We start from the raw sequence: 18137 nt of genomic DNA, 5'->3' as shown, positions 1-18137 counted from the left end.
TCAGATGAAAGCAATGATATTGGCCGCAGGTCGCGGCGAACGTATGCGACCTTTAACCGACACTTGTCCTAAACCTTTATTAAAAGTGCGAGGTCGCCCTTTAATCGTTTGGCATATTTTGAATCTGGTGAAGGCGGGTATCACCGACATCGTCATTAATCACGCGCATCTCGGTTACATGATCGTGGAAGCCCTCGGCGACGGTAGTAAATTTGGCGCAAAAATAAGTTACTCTGCAGAGCCAACTGCGCTGGAGACAGCGGGTGGAATTGCGCAAGCATTGCCTTTACTGACGGATGGTGAAGCGCCTTTTATTGTGGTCTCGGGTGATATTTACATTCCGCATTTTAATTTTGCCGAATGCCTAAATACTTTGGAAGACAAGGATATGTGGGGCAATCCTCATCCGCTAGACCAACGCGATGTCGCATGGCTCTATATGGTGAAAAATCCTGACTTCCATCCCGCTGGCGATTTTTCATTAAGCCTGATGGGACTTAGCAATGGCGATAACGAAGGTGCCACGCGACTTACCTTCGGCAATATTGGCGTGTACCGACCAGAAATGTTCACTCATATTCAAGCTGGCGAACACGCTAAACTCGCACCGATTCTGCGCGACTACGCAGACCGAGGCCAATTGGGTGGAGAGCTGTATCGTGGCGTGTGGCACAACCTCGGTACGCCTGAACAATTAGCAGCGTTGAATGCGCCTTTAGCCAAACTGAATTAATTCAAATAAAAATCGTAAGTTAGGACTTATGCAAAATTGTCCCGGGAGCCTCTGTCAGCATGTCTAACCTGAACAACCTACAACCACACAGCAAGATCGCGATTTGTGGTGCTGGCCCGGTGGGGCAAGCTTTGGCATTGATGCTGTATCAAGCTGGATTTGCGGCACATGACATTGTTCTATTCGATGCCAAAACCAGTGAACAAGCAAGCCAGGATGCGCGTAGTATCGCGCTCTCTTACGGCAGCGATCAACTCTTAAGTAAACTTTTAAATACGCTCCATGCTAGGCCAATAAAAACAACTGCGATTAAAGAAATTCATGTCTCACGTCGCAAGCATTTTGGCCGCAGTTTTATTACGGCAGAAGATTACCAATTACCGGCCTTAGGCTATGTAGCACGCTATGGTGATATCGTTAGTCCTTTAGAATTATCACTACAAAATGCGGGTATTGTGACGCATAGACCGGTGATCGTAACGCGCATTCAGGAAGAGGAATCACAAGTTACGATACACTTGCAAGATGGCACTACGCACACGGCGGCCTATGCGATTCAAGCCGAAGGCGGTACTTTTTCTGATCAGGAAGAAAGATCGCAACACCATGATTATCAACAAACTGCACTCATCACCCACGTGCTAGTTGACAGACCCATCGTGCAACGTGCCTTTGAACGTTTTACCGACCAAGGGCCGATCGCCTTACTGCCACAAGAAGATGGATACGCCTTAGTATGGTGCATGCGTCCAGACGCTGCACCTGCCAAATTGGCGCTCAGCGATACGGCGTTTTTAAGTGAATTACAAAGCGCCTTTGGTGAGCGCCTCGGTCAATTTATTAGTACCCAAAAACGTGTCGCTTATCCATTGGGATTAAATGCTCAAGCGCACGCTACACAACGCACCGTGCGCATAGGTAATGCCGCGCAAACGCTGCATCCGGTTGCAGGTCAAGGTTTAAATCTAGGATTACGTGACGCCTATTGTCTCGCGCAATGTCTAGTAAAAGATACTTCACCACAAGCACTGCATCACTTTGTAGCGCTACGCAAAACCGACAGGCAAGTCGCCATCAAACTGACCGACACCATGGCAAAAATTTTCGCCAGCAGCCAAGACGGTAGCATCACACAAAGCCTATTAGGTTTAAGCTTGAGCGCGGTTGATTTACTGCCACCGGTAAAGAAAATGCTTGCCGAACAAATGATGTTTGGTTGGCGCGGATAGCACCAGACATGAACTAGGGTGCGCACGGTGCACCCTAGTGAAAATCAACAGCTAGTTTAAATCGATGGCCGCTTTTTAGCCAACGCCTGCTTTTGATTGCTTGATAAACTCAAGCTCAGATTGGGCACATCATCTGCCTGTAACTTCGCATTCACGGTCAATAATTCATCACGACGGAAGGCATGAATCTGCACTGTTTCACCCACGCTATAGGCGCTCAAAATACCATTCAAACCATTGGCCGCATCAGCCGCTGTCACGCGTAAGCCATTAACTGCCACCAACACATCATTCGCGGATAAACCAGCTTTATGGGCAGCACCATTTTCATAAACATGAGTCAGCTTACAGTCTGCGCCACTCTTACTGACGCGAACATTGAGTGAGGCTTTTTTGCTCGTATTTTCATCGGTGAGTTGCACAGCAAAATCCGCATACAGAGCCGCAAGTGGCAGGTCCTCTGTACCTTTGATGTATTTATCGATAAAACGTTTTATCTTCAGGCCAGTAACTTGCTCGACCAAAATTTCAAATTCCTGCTCGCCCAAACCTTGCTGCTTAGCGCTTGGTACTTTATCGTAAAAGTCTTTACCAAATTTTTTCCATAGCGCGCGCATCACGTCGTCGAGTGATTTTTTACCTTGCGTTTCTGCGCGTATCGTTAAGTCCAACGCCAAAGCTACCAATGAACCTTTGGCATAATAGCTGACGATCGCATTCGGTGAGTTTTCATCCTGACGATAATATTTAGTCCAAGCATCAAAACTCGATTCCGCCACACTTTGTTTTTTGCGACCCGATCCGCGCTGCACTGCATTAATGGTCTTAGCGATCAATTTCAAGTACGCAGCTTCATCAATTAAATCACAACGACGTAAAAACAAATCGTCATAGTAACTAGTAAAACCTTCAAACAACCATAGCAAGCTAGTGTAATTTTCTTGTGTCAAATCATAGTTAGCGAAGGCAGCTGGCTTAATCCGTTTCACATTCCACGTATGGAAATACTCGTGACTGCATAAGGCCAAGAAATTACGATAAGCGTCGCTGAAGCTGGCATCATTCTTGGTCGGCAAATCAGCACGATTGCAAATCAAGGCAGTCGAAGCGCGATGCTCCAAGCCACCGTAGCCATCACCCACTGCCATCGTCATGAACACATAACGCGACATCGGTGCTTGCTTGGTGCGCGGCTCAAAAAAAGCAATCTCCGCTTCGCAAATCTTTTTCACATCGTTAGCGATACGCGGCAAGTCGATATTGGGCACCTTACCTGTCACCACAAAATCATGTGGTACGCCATGTGCTTTAAAACTAATCAGCGCAAAGTCGCCCATTTCAACAGGATGATCGACCAGATCGTCGTAATCTCTAGCGATATAGCTACCAAAACCATAGCGCTTAGCTTTTAATTCCGGTAATGAAGTCGCAACGCGCCAGGTCTTGGCGGCGCTTGCTTCGGGTCTTTGAATATCGACGATATGCGAAATATGCTCTTGACCACGCACTTGCAAGAACACACTGGTGCCATTAAAGAAGCCATGGCTTTGATCAAGATGTGCCGCACGTACCGACAAATCCCATGCATAAACTTCATACGTAATGATCAATGCACCGTCACAAGGCGCAGCTTGCCAAGTTGTCTTATCTAATTTTTTTAAAGGGACTTTTTTACCATTGGCTTGTGCCGCGATACGAATAATATTGCGGGCAAATTCACGCACCATATAACTGCCGGGGATCCACACTGGCAGCGAAACGATTTGACCTTGCGTATCTGGCTGGGCAATCGTCAGCGTCACTTCGAATAAATGTGCGGCTAAATCATGGGAAGTAATGCTGTAATGTACAGCGGCATTATGTTTTGTCATTTTTCTTACCTTCTGTCTAACGTTCAATTACAAGCGAATATTCGCCGCTAGGAAAGTAAATACTTGCGTCGTCACCACCACGCAAGTCAAACGAAAACGCAATTCAACGAACCACTCTGGCATGTTGAAACGCACATACATACGCTTATCGTACTGATAGGAAAAAATGAATGCCAATACTTGAATCACAAAACCCAAGAGCATATTCGACATACCAAACCAAGCAATAATCGCAGGTAAGACACCCCACAACAAATCTCGTTTAGCCTCTCTCGCATCACGTTCTTTACCAATTAAAGCAAGTCCCCAATGCAAGCCGCCGAGAAAACCTAAAATCGCAATGCCATACACTAATTGCGCATCAATAAAAAACTCCATCCAATCGGGATGCACGATCCAGCACAGCAAAGTCAACAATACAAAAGGACTTAATCCAACCAAGCCAAGTCGCGTAGCAAATTGTTTATCAAGAGTATACATAGAGAGCCAAAAGAAATCGCCATCAGAATGGCGAACAAAGAAAGCCGCTATTTTAGGCGAAATAATGAGCTGTTGGGATGAGAATAGCTAGGTTTCGGCGATTTCTGGGTCTATTAAGGGTCTATTAAATCCGCAGGAACATCAATGTCCCGCAATATGCCGGGATCAAATACTGCGATTTCAGTCACGGGGAGAGTCTGGAGTAGCTGGCGTGCACCACGATCACCTTGCAAACTCAATAATTGGGGTAAATATTTAATCGCAAATCCAACCGGATTTCCACGCTGACCCTGATAGCTTGGCACCACAATATCCGCCCCCGCTTCTAGATGTTTTCGAATTTCTCTTAAGGTATCTAGGTCTAAGAAAGGCATATCTGCCAGAGCAATCACGACAGCATCCGCATCAGGTGGTACTTGACACAAGACCGTTACAAGAGAGGTCGCCATGCCTTCTTGCGCATCTTCACAAACACAAAATGGCAATCCTAATTCGCTGAGATTTTGTTGAATAGACGCCGCCTCTGAAGCGACTACAACGAGGCTTTTGGGGAATTCTTGAAATAACTTAGAAGCGCTCGCAGCGAGAACACTTTGCCCGGTTGGCAAAGTTTGCAGTAATTTATGCTGTACACCACTAGGATCAAAACGCCTCCCCTGACCAGCCGCCAACAACACGCCATAGCATAGGAAAGCGTCTCGCTCACTCAATTTGTATCAACCTGAATTTATTTCAAAGCAACGGGCGCTGATTTCATATTCGTCAGCTTATCCTCTAAAGCCTTGATATCTACCATCCCAGGCAAACGTGAACCGTCCGTAAAAATTACCGTCGGAGTTCCAGTTACCCGTATTTTTTTACCCAAAGCCAAGACTTTTTCATGGGGCGCTACACAACCCGCAGCAGCCACAGGTGCTGCTTTATTATTCAGCATCCAATCGTCCCATGCTTTACTACGATCTGGCGCGCACCAGATATCGCGAGATTTGGTCACTGAATCTTCCGCCAAAATATTGTACATAAAGGTATAAACCGTGATGTTATCGACACCTTGCAAAGTGTGACGGAATTTTTTGCAATAACCACAATTAGGGTCTTCAAAAATAGCAATCACACGCTTGCCATTACCCTTCACATACTTGACCGCTGCATCCAAAGGCAAATCGGCAAAGTTCACACGATTTAATTCATCAGTACGTTGCTTGGTGAAATTTACCGATCCCTTGATATCGATAATGCTACCGACAAACACGTATTTTGCCTTCTCATCGGTATAAACAATTTCATTACCCATGCGAACTTCATACAGGCCGCCATAAGGCGTCTTAGTCACAGAATCTACTTTCGCACCGGAACCAACATTCTCCACTATCATCTTTTTGATATAGGCCTCGGTTTGAGTCGATGTTTGCGCTTTGGGCTGAGTGGACGTTTGTCCATGCGCTGAACCTGCCAAAACACTTGCGCCGACCATCACTACGCCAGCCAAGTTGATTAAATTCTTTTTCATTATCTCGATCCGATAGCTATCAATGTCACTACAATTTTTTCAAACAATTCATTTTCCCATCGCATGAGAAATTAATTTTCTTTTTAAGAGTGGCATGCGATTAAGTAAGTTCAATCCCGCATCACGCACCAGACGAACGGCAGAAATCTCGCTACCAAAGAGTCGCTCTAAACCATCGGTCGCCAATTGCATCAAAGCCACCTCTTCGCTACGGGCACGCCGATAACGACTCAAGACGCGCGCATCACCGCAATCACGAAACGACTCGCGTTGACTCACTACGTTCAACAAACTCTGCACGTCTGCAAAACCCAGATTCATACCATGTCCCGCCAGCGGATGCACCACATGCGCTGCGTCACCAACCAAGGCAACACGTTGCGCTACCAAACTATGCGGGCGAATAAAACGCAAAGGAAAGGACTTGATCACTTCTGGTTGCAGCGGCGACAATTGTCCGTGCGTCACAGCGCAGTAAACCTGCAAACGCGCTATCAGGCTAGATAAAGACTCACGCATCAAATCAGCAGCCAATGCATCGGGTGCGGACCAAACCAAAGATACTTGATTTCCGGGCAAAGGCAGAAGCGCAATGATCCCCTGGTCACCGACAAACCATTGGTGCGCGACACCATGATGCGGTTTTTCACAAGCAAAATTCGTCACCACGCCTTGCTGACCATAAGAACGGTAATCCAGTCCAATATCCACCTGACCGCGCACCCAAGACTGCGCGCCATCAGCACCAACCACCAAGCTAGCATGCAACTCACGACCATCCGCCATCCATATACTGGCGTGTTCAGTGTCGCTACTTAATTTTTCAGCACTGCCATTGATGCGGTGAATATTGGGCGCAAAGCGCAAAGCGGCGTCAAGTGCATGATTCAAATTACTATCCTCAACGATCCACGCCAATTCACTGATATAGGAACCATAGGCATCAAAATCGATAGCCCCTTTAGCATCCACGCCAGCATCCTTGACCATCATCGAAGTGACTGCAGCAATCCGACTAACATCCAAAGCGTCCCAAACTTTCAAACCATGCAATAAATGATAGGCCACATGATTTAAAGCAAACACCCGAACATCCAGAGCATCCGGCAAACTACTGGAAACGGATAAAGGATTCGCACTAGCAGCTTGCCCCGCCCCCAAAAGCGCCACCGACAAACCGGCCTGAGCCAACCCCAAAGCCGCCGCCTTACCCACGGCACCGTCACCAACAACACAAATATCCGAGCGAATCACCTGATGGCTCATAGCAAACCCCAATTCAGCAAATTCCAACAAAAAGCATAAGTCCCCCATTATACGTGAGCTAAATCCCATATTCAGAAAGCCCAAATACAGGCTGATATAAGTTAAAGGATGAGGCCAAAACAGAATTTATTTGCTTTTTCCCGAACAAGTGTCTATAATTCTTGGTCTTGGCCTGGTAGCTCAGTCGGTAGAGCAGAGGATTGAAAATCCTTGTGTCGGTGGTTCGATTCCGCCCCGGGCCACCAAGAAATTCGTATTAAAAATAAGGGCTTACAGCGATGTAAGCCCTTATTCTTTTATGGCTTCCAATCTACAATTCCGCAGAATGTTCTACAATTATTCGCCATAGCAAACAAATTCAACCACTTTACTTTACCCGGATTCACCCCAAGGTTTTTAAAGTTTGTTAAGTTTGACTAACTAAGATCTGGCGAACAAATAATTTTAAAGCTCAAAAAATAAATTACTATTTGTTGTCGCGATTAGTCATTAACAAAATGTTGTGCGCCTGACCTACATCCAAATTGTGAATAAAATGACAAAAATAAACACCGAAACCGAAACAGTCGTAAAAAAAATACTTCCGTATTTGCAACGCCGAGGATATGACCTAAGTCAAGATCTCGATTTTGAAACTGCTGTCAATACTACAGATAGATATACAAAAGGGTACATCGACATACTTGTCACGCTTGGAAAAGATAAACCGCTATTCTTAATTGAGGCGAAGAAAATCTCGAAAACTTTAACAGTAAAGGATCGAGACCAGGGGTTGAGTTATGCAAATTCAAAGGGGATAAATGTCCCATTCTTCGTATTAACAAATGGTATCGATATACATTGCTACAATACAAAAACAAAAACAAAAATTCAGTGGGATGGTAAGAGTACAGAAAAAATACCAACGAAAGAGCAGCTGAAAGCGGTCATTAGAACGTTAAAAGCAAATCCTCACGAAACAAACATCGCGATATCACGGGACTTAAGTCTACCGTTCAGACCTGGCCTTCCCTTACGCCAATTAAATGCCCTCTTTTATAAGTGTCATAGTGCGATAAGAAAAATCGAAAAAAATGAAGAATACGCTTTCTCAGATTTCTCGAAACTATTGTTCCTCAAATTATTAGAGGAAAAAGCAGACATCGAATCTGACTTTGTTTTACCCTATTCTTATCGCTTCCACGAACTTGCTCAAAAACCGGCCTCCGAAGCAGATCAAGTGAAGGATTCCGTCCTTAGCATGATCGAATCTATCATCGACCAACGGGCTTATGGAGCCGTACTGCAGGACAAAATAAAGTTAAAGAACCCTAAAGCATTTCAGTACATCATAAAAGAACTCTCTGGTGTTTCATTTTATGACTGTAGTTTGGACTCAAAAGGTGCAGCATTTGAATACTTTGTACGAGCAACACTAAAAGGTAAAAAACTCGGCCAATATTTCACTCCAAGAGAACTTGTACAGACGATGCTCGCAATAGTGGGCAGAAAGAAAATTGCCAATGCTGTAATTTCGAACTCTGAAGGCCTAAAAATATTAGATCCAGCTTGCGGCACAGGTGGTTTTCTAGTCTTCTTGATGCAAGAAACAATTGCACAAGTCACAGATATGTTGAAAAGCCGTGAAATTACGAAAGCAACCTGCGAGAAGGCAAAAAAGACAATTAAAGAAACTATTTTCTTTGGGTCAGACGCGAACGAAGGGGTCGCTGCTTCTGCAAAAATGAATATGATCATTGCGGGTGATGGTCACACCAATATACAACGTGAAGATAGCCTCGCTGTTAGTGCAAAGAATTGGAACATAAATACCCCAGATTGCGATCTAATTCTCACAAATCCTCCTTTTGGAACGTCGGAAAGCGAGTCTCTGTCAAACGCAGATCGAGCCCAATTCCCGATACAGAGTAGCAAAGGCCAATACCTTTTTTTACAAAAAATGATCTTGGCTTTGAAGCCTGGATCAGGCGAGATTTGCACAGTTATTGACGAAGGTGTGCTAAATACCGAAAGCGGAGCACCACTGCGCAAATGGATACTGCAACAATGTAGATTAAAGGCTGTTGTAAGCCTCCCGAACGAGACATTCAAACCAAATAAAATAAATGTCAAATCAAGCTTACTCTTTTTGGAACGCCGCGAAACGCCAGATTTAGAATTTGAAGAAACTTACAAAATTACGATAAGCAAAATCGAATCATTAGGATATTTGGGGTCAGGTGAAAAGATCCGTGGCTTTGAGTCATCAAAATTTTTCGATGAAATTGCGACAAAACTTCTAGACCAAGACGGCAAAGCGCATCGTGCTGGGTATAACTGGGAAGCATTCGATGTCAGCTCTAGCCGCCTTTGCAAAGATAAAACAAACAGATTTGATTTCAAATACTGGAACACTGAAGTAAGAACACAAATAAAGAACCTCAAAAATGCCGGGGGCGTTTCAATTAAAGAGTTAAACTTAATTACAACTGCTAGAGGAAGTAGCCCCTCTGCCGAAAACTATGTTGATGAAGAGGATGGATACGCTTTAGTAGTCAAATCAGGAAGCAATATTTCACGTCAAGGTAAGATCATTAAAGACGAAGCTGATTATATTGAAAAATCCGTATATGACGAATACGTTGAAAAATCCACCGAACAGAAAAGTAATTTGAACTTAATTGAGAAAGGTGACGTGCTGTTGTCTTCAACGGGCGATGGGACACTAGGAAAGTGTGCAGTCTATGATCTTGACACTCCCGCTATTGCCGATGGCCACGTAACAATAATTCGTCCTGATTTAGATAAAGTCGATCCATACTATCTATGTGACTACCTTCGACTTGGTTTTGGATCAGTGCAAATTACCAGGTCATATACTGGCTCCACAGGGATGATTGAGCTTACCCCTGACCAAGTAGATAATATTGTTGTAGATCTAAAAGAGAGTAAGCAAGCGCAGAAGCAACTTTCAAAAAAATTGAGAGCCTTAGAGGACAAATATCTAAAAACTCTCGAAGACGCGAACGAACTTCAAACTCAAGCAGCAAACTTAATGCAGTTGGTTTGAATCACTTTGTGATAGCAGCCTAGCGCTACAATTTTGGTGTTAGGCTGCGAGAGTTTCAAGTTGATCTTGCTCTTCGACTTAGAGGCTTCACCAGATCACCGATTCTGTGACGCGTGTAAATCTCTGTAGTGTTTCTATTTTTGTGGCCAAGAAGACTTTGCGCATGCGCCAGATTTTCTGTATCGGTAGCTGTCTTTGCCCTCAAGTCTCTAAACTGAAAACTTACCCCAGCCTTTTCCCGAGCCTTATCAAATCGAGATCGCAAAGCATAATAACTCAATCCTTTCCCATCAGGATCTTGTAGCAACGCCTTGTTAACTTTATCTCTTGGCTTCGCCATAATCCTTTCAATCACATTCGCGAGTTCTCCTTCAATCACGATACGGAGCTTCTTGCCAATCTTATTTTGGGTAACTATCAGGTTCCCATCCGAAATGTCCGTCTCCAAAATCTTAAGCACATCAGCAGGACGCTGACCGGTACATAATGCTAAATCCATGGCATCTTGTACTGTTGGATGCGCAACTGAGTATACCGCTAAGTATTCTGTATCAGACACATACCGATCTCTAGCCTTTTCCCTATGGCCTTTAATCCCAATACAAGGATTAGTTACATCAGTGTATCCCCATGATCGAGCGTGATTAAAAATGGTACTAAATAGAGCTCTCTCGCGATTTGCACGCACTTTTGATGTCTCGCCCCTTACACGCAAGTATTCGGCGATGTCGAATGGTCTAATACTATCAATAGCCAACTCGCCAAATACAGCATCTAAAAGCTTGAAGTATTGAATATAGTCGCGCTGTGTATGTGCTTTTAATGTAGGTAGAATCTCACGCAAGTAGCGTTGTCCGATAACCGAAAATGATTTGTCTTCTGGATCTACTACCTTACACTCCAACTCAGCCCATAAACGGCGAGCCACATTTATATCTTTACCTAGAGGTGTCCACTTACGAGGTATGTTGCTAGAGACATGATAGTATGAGCCACTCTTTACCGACATCCTTGGCGGCAAGCCGTGATTTGTTTGACGCCTACGCCCCATAATTATTCTATCCCCGAACCAATCTAGAAATCGCATTAAAATTTGGACGACGCACCTCAACATGAGGCTCGCCCACCCGAGAACTAAATGCTGCACCAAGTCGAAATTCAAAATAACTTCTCGCTACTTTCGGCCTTTTTTGAGCGGTTATCTCGAATTTCCAATTATTATTCCGTAGCCATTCAATCTGGCGTGAACAATAAGAATAGCCAGTCAATTCACGAATCTCATCTTCTGTTAAGAACATACTCATTCCATTTCTACGTATTTTGGGGAGCTGTTGCAACCCAACACACTCCAAGAGCTTGATTCGCGAAAAATGCCATTCCCTCATTATTATGGTTCGCGCCTAATTGCATAACGTGCGAGAAGGCGTCAAAAGCATCTGTACCGTATGGCAGCTGATAATAGTTTTTCTCAGGTACGACAATCCCGCGAGACGACCAGTAGCGCTTCTTATTTAGTTCGTGCGTATCCTGATCTTTTGAAATGTATTTGCTGATATAACCCGCCAATTTGTGCGCACCATGCTTACCGAATCCAAACCTATGCGGATCACGCACATTGATTTGTCCGCCTTGTTTTCCATCGTCTGACAGCCCGACAATCTTCTGCCAGATGGCGCGAATCAATTGATAAACTTGGCGACCGTGCACAGCCACATGAATATGAAATGCACCTCGTTCTTGACGCTCCACCGTGGCTACATAATGAAAATCTTTATGCTCCCCCATACGTCTACGGAATAAATCCCAATCCTTCTTCAGTCGCTCAGTGTCTTGCATATTTTCGCGATAAGTAAGTGTCAGCATACGATCAACAGCAATAGCTTTACAACGCAGTCTGACAGCCTGTTTAGCGCGTTTGGCGCTATCTTCATCGTTCTGTCCCCGCTTCTCAGAATCGCCGCGCTTAGATCGATTTGGCATCGGTAACGAACCTGTTTTCTTAATCCGAACAGAGCGAGTTGCACAAATCTCTCTTTGCCCATCAGGAAACTGACGGTCGTAAATCATCCAAGTAGTTTTTAAAACAGGTCCATCGTCTAATAACCAATTTGCGGTCTCATCTTCTGTAGCAAGCCGCCCCTCATCAAACTCAAAATTCTTGCTTGAACATTGTGAATCATCTATATTGCTAAACATTGATGCAGCTCCTTAGTAAATGCGTCAATCATGGAGACGAACACTTGCAGGTGTTGCGTCTCTTTTTTTTACAAAACCATTTTTTTAAACAAACCTTTGTGACCCTTGCCGCCCCAGAATTTTGCTGTTTCCGTTAAGTGTCCCTAATACAAGTTTAGGCGCGCTTCGCGCGCTTCCGTCCTCGCTGTCGCTGTGGGCGTCGCGCTGCTCAGAACGCCTATCTTATTTTTTGCTAGTTGCTGAACGAAAAAAATCAAAACCAAAAATACTCAACCACCTATCGCTTAAACATGCTTGTTTGCGGGATACGCTGTTCGCTTCGCGAAGGTCTACCGACCCGGCAGCTACCACAAACATCGGACGATAAAACCGTCCGACCGCGACATGTTTAAGTAGAACCGTTTCGGAATATCCATACATTCTTTGTCTTCAATCAATTGCACCAAATACTTACCAAATCAATCAACCGATACGGCATGAAGTTCATGTAGTGCAATTGCATCGCTTAGCCTCATCTGCGATCTCGATGAATTAACATCGCAATTGAGCAGAAAGTGCTCAATTTCTAAAAACGCATGTCCGGCAAACCACTCGTTTGTTCCAGTAGCCGAATACATCAAATTAGCCGGTGGTGTAGTTTGATATCCAGGCTTCTGACGAAAATAGTTCAAAGCCTTTAATTCAAGTTCTTTTGCATCTGCAATCTTTGCTCCAACGAGAACAGAAAAGCTCTTATCAAGATCAAACAAGTCAGCAGGGTTTAATGAAGAAATATGAAAATTTGATGCCCTCTTAACCCAATTCTTTGAGTATCCGATTTTGATCTTCGAGTGATCCACGAGAATCAGTGCATATACGCGATAGACTGGTATCTCAATCGGCGCATAGACAGACACAGGGACTTTGATTCGATACCAGCCAAGCAATTTACTAACAAAAGGTTTGAAACCTGGATACCTGTCAGTAACCTTTTTTACTGTCGCACGAAGCTTTTTCTCTCCTATCTTTTCAACTAGATAAAGCAACCTTAGTGCATCAATCTCGTTCTGAACATGCACTCCGTAAAAATCAGCCGGGAAAGACTCAACTATGTCACTCATTGCGAACTCCCTATTTTCGTAATTTGAAGCATTAGCAAAATTTCCGTCCTTGAATCATCGTTACTTTTGCTATGCAAAAATTTTGGCAAAAACGGCAAACCAGAATGTGCATCTGAATTTTTTTCCTGAGTAAGCCCTCCAATCAAAACCAACTCACCATCAGCCAAACTCACTGACGTAGATAGCTGACGTTTGGTCAAAGTTGGTGAATTATTTACGCCGGTTTCCGTTTTGGCGAAGTCACTTATCTGCTGATCAATAGTCATATCGATGGTTGACTCGCGAACGATTGGAGACAAATCTAGAATCACGCCCGACGACTTGTATTCGATGGATTGAACCGGCTGCCCACCGCCCTGAGGAAAAGACACTGCCCCAAGAGTCGGAACGTCCTGACCGACCGCCAAACGCGCATGTGCACCCGATTTCACTCTTAACGTTGGTGTAGACATAGTTCTGAATCGACTATCGCCAGCTAATGCAGATAAGGCGGCATCAATATTGGCTGACTTGATAGCGATGGAATTTGCCAGGCTATTCGCATTACCAAGACTCAGCCCTAAGCGCCCACCCAATACATTGAGCGCTAAACCGAATGCCGTTCCTTCTGTCTTCGCGGTTGTGACTTCATATACAACCATCTTGACGACAACCTCACCGGCATTCGTGTCAACTTGCGGCAATATTTTTTTGAGCTTTTGAATTTCATTTCCACTGCCTGCAAATATGAGCGTATCGCTGTCTTGATCTATTGCCGCTGATGCAGTTCCTGGCTGTACGTTCATTGGATTCGTCTTGGCGTTGGCTGGAGCACGTACAACTCTGTTTACTGTAAAACTTCCTGAAGTGAACAACGGGGTAAGCAGTCCAGTTAAATAGGAAACCTGCCGATATTTCGGTTTATAGATATAAACATCCGACTCCGCAGCTTCTGCCTCTGCAATCTTTTTGATCGATAGATAATCAACACCATCACGGGTTTCTATTTTCAGGTTTAGAGAGTCAAGAAAGTTATTCCAGAAAACTCTCAAATCCCCCTTGCTTGCGTCAAACCGAAACGACACAAGACGCTCATCCATCAATAGTGCAGGATCGATCACGTATGGTTGTTTTAATGCTTCCAAGTAAATCAGACTGACTATTTGAGAAATACTCACGAACTGAAAATCAAATTTAATCGCGGTATCGTTCAAAGTCTTAGCTTGGACTTTCAAAGGCTTGAGCGCTTCTTTCGCGTTTGAAGCGAATGAAGGAACTGAGACAAGCAAAATCATTGCAAAGATCAGGCGCATCATTTTGGAACCTGTGCAGTTGGAGGTAATACTGCATGATCAGATGATCCCGACCAACGAGTTACCCGTTCGTTGTCGATTTCTCCAATTTCAATCGCACCATTTCCTTGAAACATTGATGGCGATTCAATGCGAAGTTTTCCGACTTTATTAGACACCACAAACCAGCGGCCTTTTGATGATGCAATCTGTCCGACGATTCTCCAATTTTCTGAAAAACCAGAAGGAGCGGAATAGGAAGTCGTATTTTCAACTGTTAAGTTTGGATCTTTACTCTTGTCGGCCACTACTAATTTTTGAGTATCAGAATTCTCAGCCTTGTTTGGATTAAAGAACTTCCACGTCGAATAACCTCCGATTACTCCACACAGGATTACGCCACCTGCGTAATACCAGAGCGCCTTGTTTGCCAATATGTTTTGACGGGAGTCAATAGATTTCTCCATACCTTTACCGCCCGCATAGCTTTGATAAAGTGGGAAAATTTCTGGATCGTATTTCTTTTGTCTATCGTCGATACGTGTCTTACTATTTAACTTCCACCCCTCGTAAATTTCAACCCGATAACGTTTACTTAAACCAAGTGATTTATGTTTATGCATTCGGAATGCAAACTCAATCACGTTCTTCACAGACCTATGCAATCCACTTATGTCTTGAGTCATTAGGACTACATCGCAAGCGACACCGGTAACGGAATGAGTATAGTGACGATGCATGCGAAAAAATTGCATGTGTTCATGACTTAACTTGCCACTGTCAGTACCCCAAAAACGCCATGCCTCGTCGATAGCTACTAAATCCCCGCCTTTCACGACAGAATCTAATTCCGACTTTTCTTCGTCAGGAAAAAACTGTGGTTGTAGAATTCGATCGTTTTCAACATGAATGATTGAACCTAATTTGTCGATTTGCGCATCACGTTTATTCACGAGATATTCGTGGATCAAATCCTCGTTTATTCCGTCAATATTCGTAACAACACGCCGACCTTGTGACACGGCATCTAATATCGGTGACGAAACGACTTCGAAGGATTTTCCTGATCCCTGTAAGCCAACATATGCATTGATTGCCATGATTAACCGATCAGCGGCACGCGACGAATAATGAAGCGAGTGGAGTAGGCAGAAATTACCATCGAAATTCCGGAAGATACTGCGAATAAATCGAGAAAATACCAAACTGACGCAGATATTCCACCGATAGCGCTATGAATTTGACTTGCCTTGCCAGAAGGAATTAATCCCCAACCTATAATGACCTCCATAAACTCTTTGACGATGAAGTAAAGCGCAAAAAAAGTTACGAACTTGACGATTACAGACCTTAGTAAAAATCCGAACATTGTTCGCAAAGCGGATAAGAGAATTCCAAAGAGTGCGGCTGGCATAATTAATTTTCCTGATCTATGCGGAAAGAACAATAAACAAAGCAACAAGAATCCAAACCAAAGACATTACCGACGTAATTTGTGATCGGAATTGCTCAGAAATCGCGCAGTGAGATTCCATCGCAATCGTTTCGCCAAAAATCTGAAAGGTTGGCTTTGGGCATTCAGAAGCATGCGATGGCGTTCGATAGTTCTTTAGTTCAGGAATCAACGACATAATCGGAGAAAGAATTTGCCATGCTGTCGGCGTTGTCTCTAGAGTTGGATCTGGCGTTTGTGGATCTGCACCGAGATCTACTTTCGGCGCATTCATAACATTGACGTTAGCAGTGGATGTACCTGGACTCGGTGTAGGAGTCGGATTAGTAACGGGATCAGTACTCGGATTCGTTACAGTTACCGTTGGTGAAATTGGAACGGTTACTGAGCCAGGCGCATTGGCCGGGGAAAGCAAATCTGCAATCGTTGGTGCAGCGGCAGGTTCAACGGCTCTCCAGGCCGCGACATCAGTCGCTGTAATTGGTTGCGTAACGCTATATGGTAGGCCTTGATAACCTGGCTGAGCAGCTGCGTTTTGCCACGCTTGGTTCGCTAGATTGGCGATCAAGTTGTCTGGTAAAGGTTGATTTTTTGCAGCCGCACTCATTCCACCATAAGCGGTGTTTAAATCTGGATAAGCACGCGGCCCCTCTGATGCACTTATGTTTAGCCCCGCGCCCTGATCAGATTTGTAAGGCGACGTTGCTGGCGGTTTCGCATTGTCGCCACAATAGTAAGGGGACGTTTGCGTACAGACATATTCGATTCTTTCTAAACCCACCAACCGACGTGATCCATTTGCTGAAATTTCGTAAGCCGGCGGTTGAGCCCAACTATGCACCTGTCCGGACTGTTGCGCATTTACGAGCAAATGGTATTTCTGTGTAAATTCATCCAAACTATAAAAAGCTAAAATTAGTCCATTTCCAGCATCCCTTGAAATAGGTATTTCTCCGGCAGGTGCTAATGGAAACTGTCCGCAAAAATCAGAAGCAAAACATGTTGAAGACCTGTAGACCCTAAGACCATTTGCAACAGCGGTTTTATATTGGCCTTCTTGGATCTGGCCTGGTGCGTACGCAGGCGGCGTTGTAATTCCATTCGAATCAACAATAAGAAGATTATCCGACAATTTTAGAGAAGTTTTTCCCGCTACTATGGCTGCACCGACAGCGAAAATACCCACGCTCGCCGCTACCGTTAGCCAAACCGGCGCACCAGCGATACCAAGTGCGACACCACCGACTGTAGATGCAACATTCACAGCAGTTAGCGACGAGCTTGCACCAGCGAGCGTAGTAGCAATTCGTGGATCATTTGCTGCAAAGCCACGCGAAATAGCTGTTTTTGTCAGCACTCCACCAATCGCACGATTAACCACAAAGTTTGCAGCTGGCGCAACAGGCAAAGCTTGTGATTGTGCCGGATTCTGCTGAAGGACAGTAGCGACAAGAAGCGCAATTACAAGAATTTTCTTTAGCGCGATCAGTGCAATAATTTTTTTCATCATAAAAATTTTTCCAGAGCCGACAAAAATGTTGGGTCAATCAATCGAAGCCAACGTATAAAAAAGTAGGCGGCTGAAAATTGGATTGCGAGCACAAGGATTGCAACTAGCAATTTAATCAGCGTCTTTATTTGGGTTTTCATAATAGAAATTATTCAAAAATTTTCGCAAACCAAATGATTGACAACGTTATCCAAATCGGGAATAAGAAGATTAGAACTGTGAAGAAAATTGATATAACTTCGTCTTTTGACTCGGCAAAACACGAAAGAAACCACAAGCATGGAAATAGTAAAATCGTGAGTGGCACATCAAAATTTGATCGAAATGGCTTACCATCAAGATAGTTAAGCACCGCTTTTCGGACGCAAATCCAAATGAAAATTAGTGGACACAAAACAAGAAAAATTTTATTTAACATTTCGTCCTCCTATTGATTGTTAATACCCTGAATAACCGCCCATCCACTGAC

16 protein-coding genes and 1 tRNA gene are annotated in these 18137 nt (G+C 44.2%); 4 read left to right on the top strand and 13 right to left on the bottom strand.

Annotated features, from left to right (window positions below):
• Positions 1 to 4: 4 nt before the first annotated feature.
• Complete coding sequence (murU, locus tag ACFFJH_RS06220) at positions 5 to 733, top strand: N-acetylmuramate alpha-1-phosphate uridylyltransferase MurU (protein ID WP_390210984.1); 729 nt, start codon at positions 5 to 7, stop codon at positions 731 to 733.
• A 59-nt stretch (positions 734 to 792) separates the two neighbouring features.
• On the top strand, positions 793 to 1962 hold the full coding sequence (locus tag ACFFJH_RS06215; RefSeq protein ID WP_390210983.1) for an FAD-dependent monooxygenase: 1170 nt from the start codon (positions 793 to 795) through the stop codon (positions 1960 to 1962).
• Positions 1963 to 2018: 56 nt separating this feature from the next.
• Here ACFFJH_RS06215 and ACFFJH_RS06210 read toward each other — a convergent pair whose 3' ends face one another.
• The 5 genes from ACFFJH_RS06210 to ACFFJH_RS06190 form a co-directional block, all read right to left on the bottom strand.
• Positions 2019 to 3833: a M61 family metallopeptidase gene (locus ACFFJH_RS06210; RefSeq protein ID WP_390210981.1), complete on the bottom strand. Its 1815-nt coding sequence runs from the start codon at positions 3831 to 3833 to the stop codon at positions 2019 to 2021.
• Between the two features lie 27 nt (positions 3834 to 3860).
• Complete coding sequence (locus ACFFJH_RS06205; protein ID WP_390210980.1) at positions 3861 to 4313, bottom strand: DUF3429 domain-containing protein; 453 nt, start codon at positions 4311 to 4313, stop codon at positions 3861 to 3863.
• Positions 4314 to 4426: 113 nt separating this feature from the next.
• Complete coding sequence (locus tag ACFFJH_RS06200; protein WP_390210979.1) at positions 4427 to 5023, bottom strand: nucleotidyltransferase family protein; 597 nt, start codon at positions 5021 to 5023, stop codon at positions 4427 to 4429.
• Between the two features lie 17 nt (positions 5024 to 5040).
• Positions 5041 to 5823: a DsbC family protein gene (locus ACFFJH_RS06195; RefSeq protein WP_390210978.1), complete on the bottom strand. Its 783-nt coding sequence runs from the start codon at positions 5821 to 5823 to the stop codon at positions 5041 to 5043.
• Positions 5824 to 5871: 48 nt separating this feature from the next.
• Complete coding sequence (locus ACFFJH_RS06190) at positions 5872 to 7089, bottom strand: FAD-dependent monooxygenase (protein ID WP_390210976.1); 1218 nt, start codon at positions 7087 to 7089, stop codon at positions 5872 to 5874.
• 169 nt (positions 7090 to 7258) lie between these two features.
• Here ACFFJH_RS06190 and ACFFJH_RS06185 point away from each other — a divergent pair.
• Positions 7259 to 7334 (top strand) — tRNA-Phe (locus ACFFJH_RS06185).
• A 290-nt stretch (positions 7335 to 7624) separates the two neighbouring features.
• On the top strand, positions 7625 to 10138 hold the full coding sequence (locus tag ACFFJH_RS06180) for an N-6 DNA methylase (RefSeq protein ID WP_390210974.1): 2514 nt from the start codon (positions 7625 to 7627) through the stop codon (positions 10136 to 10138).
• Between the two features lie 55 nt (positions 10139 to 10193).
• On the opposite strand, the gene ACFFJH_RS06175 is transcribed toward ACFFJH_RS06180, so the two are convergent.
• From ACFFJH_RS06175 to ACFFJH_RS06140, 8 genes are all read right to left on the bottom strand, one after another.
• On the bottom strand, positions 10194 to 11066 hold the full coding sequence (locus tag ACFFJH_RS06175; protein WP_390210973.1) for a tyrosine-type recombinase/integrase: 873 nt from the start codon (positions 11064 to 11066) through the stop codon (positions 10194 to 10196).
• Between the two features lie 130 nt (positions 11067 to 11196).
• Positions 11197 to 11436 (bottom strand): DUF4224 domain-containing protein, encoded by a 240-nt coding sequence (locus tag ACFFJH_RS06170; protein WP_390210972.1) that lies wholly within the window; start codon positions 11434 to 11436, stop codon positions 11197 to 11199.
• 13 nt (positions 11437 to 11449) lie between these two features.
• Positions 11450 to 12334: a rolling circle replication-associated protein gene (locus tag ACFFJH_RS06165; RefSeq protein WP_390210971.1), complete on the bottom strand. Its 885-nt coding sequence runs from the start codon at positions 12332 to 12334 to the stop codon at positions 11450 to 11452.
• A 458-nt stretch (positions 12335 to 12792) separates the two neighbouring features.
• Positions 12793 to 13434 carry a hypothetical protein gene (locus ACFFJH_RS06160; protein ID WP_390210970.1) on the bottom strand — a complete coding sequence of 214 codons (642 nt, stop codon included), beginning with the start codon at positions 13432 to 13434 and terminating at the stop codon, positions 12793 to 12795.
• On the bottom strand, positions 13431 to 14729 hold the full coding sequence (locus ACFFJH_RS06155) for a type II secretion system protein GspD (RefSeq protein WP_390210969.1): 1299 nt from the start codon (positions 14727 to 14729) through the stop codon (positions 13431 to 13433). The genes ACFFJH_RS06160 and ACFFJH_RS06155 overlap by 4 nt, the downstream gene beginning before the upstream one ends.
• Positions 14726 to 15805, bottom strand: coding sequence for a zonular occludens toxin domain-containing protein (locus tag ACFFJH_RS06150; protein WP_390210968.1), 1080 nt, complete (start codon positions 15803 to 15805; stop codon positions 14726 to 14728). The genes ACFFJH_RS06155 and ACFFJH_RS06150 overlap by 4 nt, the downstream gene beginning before the upstream one ends.
• A 2-nt stretch (positions 15806 to 15807) precedes the next feature.
• Positions 15808 to 16119, bottom strand: a complete 312-nt coding sequence (locus ACFFJH_RS06145; RefSeq protein WP_390210967.1) for a DUF2523 family protein — start codon at positions 16117 to 16119, stop codon at positions 15808 to 15810.
• A 16-nt stretch (positions 16120 to 16135) separates the two neighbouring features.
• Entirely contained in the window at positions 16136 to 17668 is a 1533-nt protein-coding gene (locus ACFFJH_RS06140) for a hypothetical protein (RefSeq protein ID WP_390210966.1), read from the bottom strand.
• Positions 17669 to 18137 lie beyond the last annotated feature (469 nt).

Origin of the sequence: Affinundibacterium danionis (assembly GCF_042432465.1) — a bacterium.
Taxonomy (GTDB): Bacteria; Pseudomonadota; Gammaproteobacteria; order Burkholderiales; family Burkholderiaceae_D; genus Undibacterium; species Undibacterium danionis.
The sequence above is the reverse complement of the archived record's forward strand: the minus strand, read 5'-3'. Positions and strand labels throughout refer to the sequence as shown.